Origin of the sequence: Pedobacter caeni, from assembly GCF_900129215.1 — a bacterium.
Taxonomy (GTDB): domain Bacteria; phylum Bacteroidota; class Bacteroidia; order Sphingobacteriales; family Sphingobacteriaceae; genus Pedobacter; species Pedobacter caeni.
On sequence record NZ_FQUQ01000003.1, the window covers coordinates 748,414 to 762,231 of the forward strand.

General features: G+C 42.3%; 7 protein-coding genes. 5 read left to right on the forward strand and 2 right to left on the reverse strand.

Annotated features, from left to right (window positions below; genetic code table 11):
• Positions 1 to 12 precede the first annotated feature (12 nt).
• On the reverse strand, positions 13 to 3,072 hold the full coding sequence (locus BUC20_RS17925; protein ID WP_234994543.1) for a SusC/RagA family TonB-linked outer membrane protein: 3,060 nt from the start codon (positions 3,070 to 3,072) through the stop codon (positions 13 to 15).
• A gap of 382 nt (positions 3,073 to 3,454) precedes the next feature.
• On the opposite strand from BUC20_RS17925, the gene BUC20_RS17930 reads away from it, so the two are divergent.
• Positions 3,455 to 4,462: an LLM class flavin-dependent oxidoreductase gene (locus BUC20_RS17930; RefSeq protein ID WP_073232421.1), complete on the forward strand. Its 1,008-nt coding sequence runs from the start codon at positions 3,455 to 3,457 to the stop codon at positions 4,460 to 4,462.
• A gap of 246 nt (positions 4,463 to 4,708) precedes the next feature.
• Positions 4,709 to 6,589 carry a 7TM diverse intracellular signaling domain-containing protein gene (locus BUC20_RS17935; protein ID WP_073232422.1) on the forward strand — a complete coding sequence of 627 codons (1,881 nt, stop codon included), beginning with the start codon at positions 4,709 to 4,711 and terminating at the stop codon, positions 6,587 to 6,589.
• On the opposite strand, the gene BUC20_RS17940 is transcribed toward BUC20_RS17935, so the two are convergent.
• Entirely contained in the window at positions 6,572 to 7,420 is an 849-nt protein-coding gene (locus BUC20_RS17940) for a ThuA domain-containing protein (protein WP_073232423.1), read from the reverse strand. The two genes, BUC20_RS17935 and BUC20_RS17940, sit on opposite strands and share 18 nt — an antisense overlap.
• A 354-nt stretch (positions 7,421 to 7,774) precedes the next feature.
• Here BUC20_RS17940 and BUC20_RS17945 point away from each other — a divergent pair, with 354 nt between their 5' ends.
• From BUC20_RS17945 to BUC20_RS17955, 3 genes are all read left to right on the forward strand, one after another.
• The gene (locus tag BUC20_RS17945; protein ID WP_073232726.1) at positions 7,775 to 10,843 is read left to right on the forward strand and encodes a SusC/RagA family TonB-linked outer membrane protein; all 3,069 of its coding nucleotides are present in this window, start codon (positions 7,775 to 7,777) and stop codon (positions 10,841 to 10,843) included.
• Positions 10,844 to 10,860: 17 nt separating this feature from the next.
• Positions 10,861 to 12,741, forward strand: a complete 1,881-nt coding sequence (locus BUC20_RS17950; protein WP_073232424.1) for a RagB/SusD family nutrient uptake outer membrane protein — start codon at positions 10,861 to 10,863, stop codon at positions 12,739 to 12,741.
• Positions 12,742 to 12,918: 177 nt separating this feature from the next.
• Positions 12,919 to 13,755, forward strand: a complete 837-nt coding sequence (locus tag BUC20_RS17955; protein ID WP_073232425.1) for a hypothetical protein — start codon at positions 12,919 to 12,921, stop codon at positions 13,753 to 13,755.
• Positions 13,756 to 13,818: the final 63 nt, after the last annotated feature.

Consider the following 13,818-nt stretch of genomic DNA (forward strand, 5'->3'; position numbering starts at 1 on the left):
CTTTTTAAATTTTTAAAATCCAACATTTAATCCCACCAGAAATGATCTTGTACTAGGGTAAGGGCCCCTGGAGTCAATCCCCAGACGTTGTCCGTTTATTTCATTTCCCAGTCCATTGTCTAAGACGTAGTCAGGGTCATTGCCTGAATATTTGGTGAAGGTGGCCAGGTTCTGACCGGTAACATATACATTGAGTTTACGCAGCCAGTTGGTTTTAAACTTGAAGGTATAACCCAGGGTAACTTCGTCCAGCTTCACGAAACTCCCTTTTTCGATATAGTAATCTGTGTACATATAAGTATCATCAATCTGATTGAATTTGCCGAAAGCATCTCTCAACAGGTTTCCTGACCAGGTTTTATTGCCATAACTCAGGGCGGAGGTATTCAGGATATCGAAATCGAACTTTCCTCTTAGAAATATCCGCAGATCGAAGTTTTTATAAGTGAAGCTATTGTTCCATGAGGCATAATATTTAGGCACTGCATTTCCAATAGGAGCGAGGTCAGTAGCATTGAGGTCATCTCTTGAGTTATTGATCTGGTCGTTTCTAACCGCCTCTCCATTTCTATTGTAGAATAACCACTTTCCGTCAGGAGTAAAACCAGCAAACCGCTTTCCATAAAAGACCCCGATTTTGCCCCCTTCGTAAGTGGTATATGCATCGCCAAGGGCACCTGCGCCACCAATAGTTCCGAAGGTTTTAAATTTGACTTTATAGACATCATTTGAATAACTGTCCAGTTTATTGCTTAACGTACTTGCAGTGACATCGATGTTCCAGGTAAAGTCTTTGTTTCGAATGGCATTGTAACTCAGTGCGATCTCAATTCCTTTGGAAGATATCGTCCCTACGTTGGTGTATAAAAAGTCGCGGATGTATGGTGGTTGCGGTGATGTATAGGTGTCCAGCAGATCTTTTGTTGTTCTTTTGAATACATCAATAGCGCCTGTCAGGCGTTCACCAAACAATTTGAAATCGACTCCGATGTTTAACTCACGTTTGGTTTCCCATTTTAAATTAGGGTTTGGATTGCGGTCGGGTCCATAGGTCTCATAATACTTTCCATCAGGAAAAAGATATTTCCCTCCACCTCCAAGTGTTACCCTGGAGATGTTATTGGGGCTTCCTGAATTTCCGGTCAGCCCGTAACCGGCCCTCAGTTTTAAAAAGTTAATGAACTGATGGTTTTTCATGAAGTTTTCTTCCGTTAGATTCCATCCGACAGACACAGCCGGGAAAGTTGCCCATTTGTTGTTCTGACCAAATTTTGAAGAACCCTCGCGACGAAGAATGAACTGGGCAAGGTATTTATTGTTAAAGGCATAATTTACCCTTCCAAAAAATGCAATTAAGGTATTGTCATTTTTAAAACTGCCTACGCTTGCATTTTTAGGGCTTAGCGGAGCGCCGCTATTCAGGTTGTCTTCGTGTTGCTGGTCGTTTAAAAAACCTCTGTTCGATGCGGAGAAACCTTCTTCCAGATGATAACGGTAGCTATATCCGGCGACAGCCGAAATGTTATGCTGGTCAAATAGTTTCTTTTTGTATTGTAAGGTGGGTTCTACGGCAAAATCCTGAGATAAAAAGCTGGATTTATAACCATATCCGCCTCCCGGGAAATCACTGTTTTCCATTGACTCTTCACTGGCCTTTAAGCGGTATTGACTGTCATTATAGCTGTTTCTGGTTACGGCTCCAAAAATAGAAGCCTGTAGCCCATCAATGATATCCAGGTCTATTTTACCATCCGCAGAACTGGTCTGTTGTTTCCGGATGTTTGTTTCCTGCTTCAGACGCGCAAATTCATTGGTACTGGTGAGGTCAAACCTATAGCTGCCATCCGGATTGTAATTCGAAAGGGTCGGATTTTTTGCAGATTCACTTTCCCAGCCACCGCCACCCAGCAAATTGGCTTTATTGAAGTTGGTGGCCAGATTAAGCTGTGCTGTTAACCTGTCATTCAGCCCTTTTTGTGTAATGTTCAGACGAAGTGAGTATTCTTCCCTTCCATTTTCGCGGCTGATGCCTTCCAGATCTCTATAGTTCAAACTGGCCCTATAACTGGTTTTATCTGTTCCTCCGGCAAGGTTGAGGTTTTGATTCTGGGAAAAGTTATCATGATTGATCAGCTGATCATAAAAATCGGTATTGTATCCGTAGTCCTTTTGCTTGAGTGCTCCGGAGCTGATTTTTTCCCTGTATTCATCTGCGGTAAGGTAATCAGGTCTTCTTTGCATGTAGTCTTTCCTGAAATAACTGGCATAGTTGAATGTTGCAGGACCTGCTTTCCCTTTTTTTGTGGTGATGATGATCACACCTGCATTGGCACTGGTTCCATAGATGGCGGCACCGGACCCATCTTTCAGAATGTCGATGGAGGCAATGTCATCCTGCTGAAGCAGATCTGGATTTCCTCCGGGGATTCCATCAATTACAAACAGCGGACTTGAGCTGCCATTGATCGTTCCGGCTCCCCTGAGCTGTACAGAAATCCCGCTGTTGGGGTTTGAACCGGATCTGGACAACTGCAAACCGGCTACTTTACCTACAATGAGGTCCAGAGGGTTTCTCGCTCCACCCTGCCTGAACTGGGAAGCATCCACATGGGCAACAGCAGAAGTCACTTCTTTTGAAGAAATCGTACCATAACCTATGCTCACAATTTCTACATCCTGCAGGGTATTGTTGCTGGGCTGTAACTGGATACTGATGTTGGTTTGATTGGCTACGGTAACTTCCTTACTGACATAACCAATATAACTAAATACCAGAACGGCATCAGCTGTGGCGACATTGAGCTCGAAGCGTCCGGCACTATTGGTCGAAACGACTGTTTTACTGCCTTTGATTGTTACACTGACACCGGGTAAGGGCAGCCCCTTTTCATCAGTGACTGTACCTTTGACGGGAATTTCTGCTTTCCCGCCTGGGTTTAGCTGTAAGGGTACGGACTGTTTGGCAAGTGTGGCGGCCTGCAGCTCAAAAACATTTAATCCAAGTCCCAGAAGGATACTGCCTGCAAGAAAGGCAGGCCCTGGCTTAATTAATTCTTTGATTCTTTTTTTCATTTTCATTGGGTTTTTTGGGTTATGAGAATTTTGGTTAATTGCATGGTTGTTCTGTAGGTATTTATGCTTTTAGGCTTATATGTGGCGATATAAAACGTTTTACTAAAGAATAAATATGTATCCTGATGATGGAGTTTATGCTGCAGTTTAACTTGTTTTTGTTTGGATTTTAGCGGTTAATATTGGTTGCCCTCACTATTTGACAATATTTGGTTTTTAAATTTAAGTAAAACGTTTTAACAAAACCAAATCATAACCAAAATATTCAATTGTTTGTTTGATGTCTAATTTGTAAGAACTATATAAAATGAAAGTCATATCAGCTGTTTGGCTTAAGTAAGCAACAGGTTTTGATTGTACTTTTGATTTTTATTTTATTCACATGAAGAAACAACTGAATGCGATTCCTTTTTCTGTACTAGACCTCGCCACTGTGATCGAGGGAAAAACTCCTGCTGATACTTTTAGAAATAGTCTGAACCTGGCACAACAGGCCGAAGACTGGGGATATCACCGTTACTGGCTGGCAGAACACCACAACATGATCAGTGTAGCAAGTTCTGCGACTTCAGTTGTGATCGGACATATTGCCGGCGGAACTAAATCTATCCGGGTAGGCTCGGGAGGTATTATGCTCCCAAATCATTCCCCGTTGGTGATTGCTGAACAGTTTGGCACATTGGAATCTTTGTTCCCCGGAAGAATTGACCTCGGACTTGGAAGAGCGCCGGGTACAGACCAGGTCACTGCCATGGCGATCAGGGGAGAGCGGATGAATGCTGCAAATAGTTTCCCTCAGGACGTGCTTAAACTACAGGCCTATTTTTCTGAAGAGAACAGGAACAGCAGTGTCAGGGCAATTCCCGGCGAAGGACTGGACATTCCGATCTGGATCCTGGGCTCAAGTACAGACAGTGCGCGTTTAGCAGCGGCATTGGGGCTTCCGTATGCTTTTGCGAGTCATTTTGCTCCGGCTCAGTTTCTCACGGCCATCAATATTTACAGACAAAACTTTAAACCTTCCGATCATTTAAAAGAGCCTTATGTATTGGCTTGTGTAAATGTGGTTGCTGCAGATACAGATGCAGAGGCCAATAAACTGGCCACTTCGTTGTATCAGCTATTCAGAGGGATTGTAACCGGAAAACGCTCCCTGCTACAACCACCAGTAGACACAATGGATGGAATCTGGACAGATTATGAAGAAGAGCAGGCGGGACAAATGCTGGCCTGTACTTTTACAGGAAATAAAGAAACACTGAGCAATGACCTGCAGCAATTTCTCGATCAGACTCAGGTTGATGAATTGATGGCCACTTCGCATATTTTTGACCATCAGGCACGTTTACGCTCTTATCAATTGTTATCAGAAGTATTTAAAGGCATGTAAAATGGCACATTCAGCTACAATCAACTACTAAAGCTGGTTGTAGCTGAAGCGTATCGGGTTACCTCAAGCTACACCTTTCAACAGTGTTTAACCCAGCTTTTACAGGTATTGGTTTTGAGATTAAAGCGTATTATTTTTGAATCAATAATTTGATATTCAGTGTTTTGAGTGATTTTGTTGTTGTTTGTTTCAAAAACTCCTTTAAATTTACAGCAACCAAATACCCGTTTAAGCCTGAAACTTTAAATGACTAAACCGCATTATACCCCTTTACCTGAACATTGGGCTAGAAGCCTTGTGTTTACACTGATCCTTCTGAGCTCCTTCAGCTCAGGGACTAAAGCCCAGCAGGTAGTAGAGATTAAAGACCAGGTACCACACCATATTTTCTCCTATGGAGAGATCCAATACCTGGAGGATAAAACCAACCGCTTAACATTTGCCGACATTTTAAAACCTGAGGTCAGTTCCAGGTTTCAACCGAATAAAAATTATACCCCTAAAAATTACCATACCGGCTCTTCCTACTGGTACCGTTTCCGCATTAAACACCATAAAGCTTCTTCGAAGAACTGGATTCTGGAATTCTTTGATCAGTCTATTCATCAGGTAAGTTTATTTGTCCCTGATACATTGGGGCAGTATCATGCCCGCTATTTTGGAACAGAATATGTCTTCGATAAAAGGGAATATGGACATAAGAATTTTACCTACGACCTGAATAATGGCTCAGACTTAGCGCTGACTTATTATGTGAAGCTAAAATCTTCCCAATCCGTAGGTGCAATCATTGTGCTCCGGGATGTGCATTGGTTTATCAAATATGCACTCAACGAGTATCTTATTTTCGGATTGTTCTATGGGATGGTTATCGTATTTAGCCTTTACAATCTCCTGATGTTCTTTGCGGTAAGGCAAAAACAATACCTGTATTATGTGTTGTACAACCTTAGCATTGGCTTGTATGAAATGAGTAGCGATGGAATTGCATTTCAATACCTCTGGCCCAATGCTCCCTGGTGGAATGAATATGGTTTTGGCTTTGCACTGTTTCTGAGCAGCATCTTCGGATTGATGTTTACGATTAACTTTCTGTACGTAAAAGCCAAAGCGCCGAGACTTTATACCTTGATTGTAGGCGTCATTGTCTTAAGGACAGTTTTCTTCATCTGGTGTCTTTTTGATAAACACCTGTTCAGCTATAAGCTGATTGAACTGATTCCCTTGCTGGTGGCCTGGGGGACGGGGATTTATATCCTGAAAAATAAATATAAACCGGCAAGGTTCTTTGTGATTGGCTACAGTTTCCTGCTGGTCGGTTTTGCCATAAAAATTCTGCTGTTATTGAATGTGAGCTGGCTTCCTTATGGGCCAATCACCTATTATAGTCTCAGTTTTTGTTTTGTAATTGAAATGATCCTAGTTTCTTTTGCCATTGGCGAGAGCATACGCACACTAAGAAAGAAAAAGGATAAGGCCCAGAAAAGAATCATTACACAACTTCAGATCAATGAAAGGTTGCAGGAAACCCTCAACAAGGAATTGAGTACCCTGGTAGAAATGAGGACGAAAGAGGTGAGGGATAAAGCAGCGATCATTGAAAAGCAAAATGAAGAGATTTCTATCATGAATGCCATGCTGGAAAAAGACAATCAGGAACTTCATCAGAACATAGAAAAAGTAACCAGGGCAAGGGTGATGTCGGATGAAGTGGATTTTGCGGAGTTCAGCAAGATCTATCCGGATAGGGAAACCTGCTTTAAGTATTTATCGGAGCTGAAATGGGCAAATGGTTATCAATGCCGGAAGTGTGCAAATGTACATCACCTTTCAGGTTTTCTTCCCTATAGCCGGCGCTGTACCAAATGTGGATATGATGAGTCTGTTATTGCCAATACCATTTTTCAGAACAGCAGAATCCCGATTAACAAAGCTTTTTATATGCTCTTCCTCGTGTATTCCACTAAAGGAAAGATCTCTTCCCATAAATTGTCAGAAATTCTGCTGATCCGACAGAGTACCTGCTGGGCTTACAACAGCAAAATGCAAAAGATGCTGGAAGAACGGAAAAAAGAACTCCGGAATGCTGGCGAAGGTGGATGGAGTAAACTAGTGCTTGAATCCTGATTCCTTTTTTTGCCTTCCAAGCCATAACAGCCCATTTAGGATGAATTTGTTTTGAATGGGATTGTCAAAAGTAAAGGACAGTTCTTTATCCGTATGGTGTTCATAATCAATATCATTATGCCCCATGTTCACATAGATCATCTTATACTTTTTATTGCTCCAGGCAACAGGATAATAACCGCTATGCCAGATTTCATGAGCTTTAGGCCCGGTCCCTAAGGGAAAACTGCTGCTGTCTACTGCCAGTAAAATGTCGATATCAGGGTTCTTTCTTAAGTCATTTTCCCAACGGTACCATTCGTTAGGAGAAGATTTGAAGCGTTCAGGTAATTGCCGGCTTGCCGGATGTTTCCGGTTTTCCACCTTTAATACCGCTGATGTTGGCCGCCAGGTATTGCTGGCATAAGCACCCGAACCGAGGAACTGATGGTGGTACCAGTTCCAATTGTCAGGAAAGCTGGAGCCTGTCAATGAAAATGCGGAGAAGTGAAAACCCATCCATGCCCCTCCGTTCTCCATATACTGCTGGAAAACGGCTCTTTGAAGCGGATCTTCCGGTCTGGTATCCAGAAACAGAACCACCTGATACTTCGATAAAAAAGCGGTGTTCATATTGCCCCAGTTGGAGGTCGTGTCATAGCTGAAATGATGTTCGGCCGCCATCAGGGGAAACCATTCATTGGCTTCCCGTACATAGCTGATATGGGCCTGGTCATTCTTCGCGGTATAAAAAGCAATCACTTTAATTTTTGAGCCTTGCGCCAGTCCACCCTGACTAAAAAGTAGCAGGCATAGCCATAGCCAATGGTTCATTTTAAGGAATAAATTCATGGTTTGATCTGGTCTTTAGGAGTTCTTAACCAAATATATCATCTTTTGGTATATAATGTACATCCCGTTTTTTCTGAAAACGATGTTTTAGACTATTTTAAATGGGTTTTTTAGTCTCAACTTCTCTTTTTTTTAATAAATTTTCAATGCTTTTTAACCGTATCGGAGAGAAAATCCCAATGTGGCTAATCTGATCTTAATCAGGGATAAAGCTCAATTTGCTCTTGTAATTAAACCGTATTATTTTTATTGTAAGTAATTGTTTATCAATGTTTTATGGTTTTGTTTTTCTTGGTATTGCAATTAAATTCAAATAGTTTTAGCAAACCAATTATAAATTCTAACCAAACAAACATGAAAAAAAGAATTACTCTTCTTATTGTTTTTGTACTGATGAGTTGTGTACTGTCCTTCGCTCAGGACCGTACCCTAAAAGGTGTCATTCAGGACAAACAGGGTGTACCGGTTCCCGGTGTATCCATTAAGCTAAAAAATTCAAAAAGTGGAACTTCCTCAGGAGGGGATGGGGGCTATGTCATTACTGCTCCCGGAAATGGGACATTGATTTTTTCTGCAATCGGTTATACCAGTATGGAAGTTCCCATCAACAACCGTACACAGCTTAACGTAGTGCTTGCTGAGGAATCAAAAGGACTTTCAGAAATTGTGGTAGTCGGTTATGGAACCGCGAATAAGAAAGATGTGACGGGAGCGATATCGAGTATCAAAGCCACACAGCTGGAAAACGAAAATCCTCAGAGTGTTTCTGACATTTTAAGGGGAAACATTGCAGGATTAAGTGTCAAGCTGAACAGCAGTGCGAAAGGTGGCGGTGACCTTCTGGTGAGGGGAAAAACAACACTGAGTGCGGGAACAGCCCCATTAATTGTTCTTGATGGGGTCATTTACAATGGGCAATTATCAGATATCAATCCCAATGATATCGAAGCCGTTGATGTGCTGAAAGATGCGAGTTCTCTGGCAGTCTTTGGTGCAAAAGCCGCTACAGGTGTGGTGGCAATTACCACAAAAAAGGGAAGAAGTGAGAAACCAACAATCACCTTTAATACCAATGTCGGAATTGCAGAACTGGCTCAGGATATGAAGATTTATGAAGGTCAGGCTTTTCTGGACTGGCGTGGTGATGCAAAACGTAGCGGAGCTGCAACTCCTGACTATTTATACAATGACCCAAGGGCACTTCCTGAGGGAGTAACACTAACGCAATGGCTAAACGGTCAAAATGGAGATCCTTTGGATCTCTGGCTGAACAGACTTGGCCTTCTTGCCAATGAAAAAGCAAATTACCTGAACGATAAGACGGTCGACTGGTATAATGATGTATTCAGAAAAGGATTACGCCAGGATCATACTTTGAGCATGGGTGGAAAAAAAGAAGAAATTAGTTATTACATGTCTCTTGGCTACCAGAAGAACGAAAACCTGATCAAAGGTGGACAGTTCAGTACATTCAGGTCCCGTTTAAATCTGGAAGGACAGGCTGCTAAATTCCTGACTGTTGGTATGAACCTGCAGTTTGCAGATCGTGATGAAGGTGCAATTGAAGCCAACTGGAATCAACTGGTTAACCTTTCTCCATATGGCGATCAATATAATGCTGATGGTACTTTGCGAAGAATCCCAACGGATGATAATGGATCAAATGCAAGGAATCCATTCCTGAGCATGACCTATAACAGCAGGATGGATAAGCAAACCACCTTGTTCGCGAGTTTATTTGCCAAAGTGAAACTTCCTTTTGGAATTACTTATCAGCTGAACTTTAGCCCGGGACTGGATAATTTTCGTCTTTTTAACCATAGTTCCTCCAAAAACCCAGATGTGACCACTCCAGGTGGCATCGTTACCCGCGCTCAGGAAACCAGATACAACTGGCAGGTGGATAACTTGCTAAAGTGGAACAAAACCGTAGCAGATATCCACAGCTTCGATGTGACCTTACTGGCAAATGCGGAGAAATACCAAACCTGGTGGACACAGGCAGGAAATCAGGGACTGATCCCGGCAGATGTTCTGGGATATCATAATGTGGCGAGTGGGGTAAAGCCTTCAGTAAATAGCGAAGATAAAGTGTATACCGGGGATGCCTTGATGGCAAGATTAGGCTATAGCCTGATGCAGCGCTACAACCTGACCTTATCGGTCCGTAGAGATGGATACTCCGTTTTTGGAGTACAATCCAAAAGAGCAACTTTTCCTGCAGCAGCATTTGCCTGGACCTTTACCGAAGAGTCTTTTCTCAAATCACTGACCTGGCTGAACTATGGAAAATTACGCTTCTCTTATGGTATCAACGGTAACAGAGATTTGCGCAATCCGGATAACAATACCGTAGATCCTTATGCTGCGCTATCTCAGCTGGTAATTGATAAATATCAGAACGTTGATGGAAGCGGAACGGCTTCAGAGGTCAATACGGTGGTCATTGGCAGCAGAATGTCTAACCCAAAACTGAAATGGGAACAGACCGCTTCTTTTAATGCCGGACTGGACTTCTCGGTTCTCAAAGAAAGAATCAGCGGTTCAGTAGATGTTTACAGCAAGAAAACAACGGATTTGCTGGTTAGGCCATCACTTTCTTCTGTTGGTGGTTATGTGAATGTGTATTCCAACCTGGCTCAGGTAAACAACAAAGGAATAGAGCTGAACCTGAATACCAAAAATATTACTACGGGAAACATTACCTGGAATACCAGCTTTAATTTTTTCATGAACAGGAATAAGATTGTCAAACTGGCCACCCCGGCAGACGATCCCGGAAACGGATGGTTCATCGGAAAAGATATTGATGTGATCTGGGATTATAAAATTCTGGGGGTATGGCAGGAAAATGAAGTTGCTGAAGCAAATAAGTTCAATAAAGGAATTAAGCCCGGTGATTTTAAACTGCAGGATGTGGACGGAAATTATAGCTATGATGATAAGGATAAACAGTTTTTAGGCTATAAAAGTCCACGCTTTAACTGGGCAATCAGAAATGAGTTTAACATTTATAAGAATTTTGATTTCTCCTTCCAGCTGGTTGCTAATTGGGGGCAATATAAAAGAGATGACCAGCCGAAAAACCAACCTGGTAGCGTAGGTTTTTCCCGTATGAACTCTTATGTAACGCCTTATTGGACCCCGTCCAATCCAATTAATGATTATGCAAGACTGGCCTCAGGCCTCAGCGGAACGAGTTTCGCCGTGTATAGAAAAAACTCTTTTATCAGACTGAATACCATCGCACTTGCTTATACGATCCCAAAAAATATATTGGAAAAAATCAGGGTTAAAGGAGCAAAAGTATATATGAACGTGAACAATGCTGCGGTATATAGCCCCGACTGGAATTACTGGGATCCTGAAAATGATGGTCCTACACCAAGATATTATACAGTCGGTCTTAATCTTTCATTGTAATAAAATCAAGAAATCAAATGAAAACAACACATACAAAAATCGTCCTGTTCGTGAGCTCTGTCTTACTACTTACAGCTGGAGGGTGTAAGAAAAGCTTTCTGGATTCAGAGCAGTTGTCTCAATATTCTCCGGAAACTTCTTTAAATAATGTTGCCGCATTAAAGGGCGCATTGAATGCATTGGGTGCAAATGTCCGCCAGGAATACTTCGGAGATTCAGCACCCATGCTTACCGAATCTATTTTCTCTGATGTTGCAGTAGAAGGTACCACAGACAAAAGTACTCCGGCACAGGATCTGATTGCCCGTATCACACCTGATGCCAACCTGAATAGTGCTGATTTCAATAAAATCGGTTGGTACTGGGAAGAAGAGTTCAAAGGGATCAGGTACGCAAATACGATCATCAGTAATATCGACAGACCTGTGTACAGTTCACCGGCAGAGAAGAACAGCATTTTAGGTGCTGCTTATTTTTATCGCGCTTATCATTATTACAGGCTTGTACATCAGTTTGGAGATGTTCCGCTGATGCTAAAGGATTTGGATGCGCCGCGTGATGACTTTTTCTCAACCAAAAGAGAAGTGATCCTCGAGAAAATGAAAGCAGACCTGGAGTTTGCGCAAGCTAATGTGTCAGACAATGCCAACAGAGGTGAAGTAACCAAAGGCGCAGTAAGTCATTTGCTCAGCAAAGTGAACCTTGCCCTTGGGAAATTTGACGATGCCATCGCAGCAGCAAGTAATGTCCTGAGTGGAAGCAAATATGGCCTAATGACCAGCCGATTTGGAAGTACTGCAAGTGATGCGGCTAAAAATGTAGTATGGGACTTACACCGGATGGACAATAAAGCCTTGCCTAATAATAAAGAAACCCTGTTTCTGGTGGTCGACAGAGAGAGTTTAGCCGGAGGTTTTGTTGCCCTGGGTTCTCAGTTGATGCGGAATACGGTTCCGGCATGGCATTTTGCAAATGTAAAAACTCCTTCGGGAGCAACTGCTCTGACCGATGCGGCAAATGCAGAAATTCCGTTAACCAGAATGTATGGACGTGGAATTGGCAGGTACCGTGGAACACCATATAGCACCAAAAACATCTGGACAGATAATACCGATTACAGGCATGCCAAAGGGATGTGGATGAACATGACGGACCTGGTGTATAATAATCCGGCATTAAAAACTTCAAAGATTCAGGCCGACAGGGATTTATATGGCAAACCTTTATTGGAGTATAACAGCAGCAATGTTGCTGCCCGTTTTGAAAATGGTGCTTTAGATACGATTCGTCACTGGTTTGGATGGCCACATTATAAGGTGTTCATCAATTCTACGAATGCTCTGGCCAATGATCCGTATTGGAGCCCGCCTCGTGGTACAAATACAGACTGGTATGTTTTCAGGGTTGCGGAGACCTATCTGTTAAGGGCAGAAGCGTACTATTGGAAAGGAGAACTTGGGCTTGCAATGGACGACATCAATAAGGTAAGGGCACGTGCAAACGCCACCTTGCTCACTGATATTAGCAAAATCACCATAGGAACAATTCTGGATGAACGGGCGAGGGAATTGTATTGGGAAGAGCCCAGAAAAACAGAACTGACACGTATGGCTTACATCTTTGCTTTAACAGGAAAGCCTGCTTACAATGGAAAAACGTATACCCTGGCAACCTTTTCCGACAATAATTTTTTCTATGACCGCATCATGGAGAAAAATGATTTTTATAAAAATGAGGTGCCAACCCTGCAGGGGGTAAAGTATAGAATTGCACCTTATCATGTGCTTTGGCCTGTACCGGCTAGTGTACAAAGATTCAATGCCAATGGTCGTGTGAACCAGAATAAGGGATACAGTGGGTTTGAATCCAATGTTCCTGCACTTGACAAGATTGAGTAAATACCAAGAAACGGTCAGGTCTTTTTTAAGGCCTGATCGTTTTCTTTTTTTAGAAATGATATAGATGAAACCATCACCATCATGCAAATATTTATTTTTTGGTCAGGCAACGTTTAAGAAGGAACATTCGTAATAGGAGTATAGAACTATTAATTAACCCCTAAAACCCTACCTACGATGAATCATTCAAAATCAAAACTATTGATCGGCCTGTGCCTTTTAACCATTTTTTTTGCCTGCTCTAAAAAGGACGATGCTCCAGTCGTTAATAAAAAAGGTTTACAGCTATCTACGAGCGCTAAATTTGGTGCTGTCCTTACCGATAATACCGGAAAAACACTTTATTTCTTTGCCATGGATGCCAATGGAACTTCTGGTTGTACCGGTGGTTGCGAAGCAATGTGGCCAGTTTATTATTCTGCGGAGCTGAGTGATAATGCCGGTATCAATGCCGCTGATGTGGGTGTCATCACCCGCGCTGATGGAAAACCTCAAAATACTTATAAGGGCTGGCCTTTATACTATTATAAAAACGATGCCACTACCGGCGACATCAATGGCGATGGAGTTGGCGGAATCTGGTTTGTTGGAAAGACTGATTATTCCATCATGTTGGTGAATAACCAACTAGTTGGTGCAAATACGAAACAGTACACTGAAGCGCTTGTGGAGGGACCCGGAATCACGCAATATTTTACGGATGGAAACGGAAGAACTTTATACGCTTTCACTCCTGACAAGGCCAACAAAAACACCTATACTAAAGCTGATTTTAGCAATAATGCCCTTTGGCCGCTTTATGAATCAGATGTGAAAAGCCTTCCTTCAGTTATTAAAGCAGAGTTTGTTGGGCAGATCATGGTGTTTGGCAAAAAGCAACTGACTTACAAAGGTTGGCCGTTATATTATTTCGAACAAGATACCAAGCGTGGCGACAATAAGGGAGTGAGTTACCCTGTTCTCGGAAAATGGCCGGTTGTTAAACTAAGCACAACAGCGGCGCCTTTAAACTAAAACGCTTTCAAAATTCTTTAAGGTTATACTTTGACCCATTTGGGGCTGAAAGCTTCGGTTGAT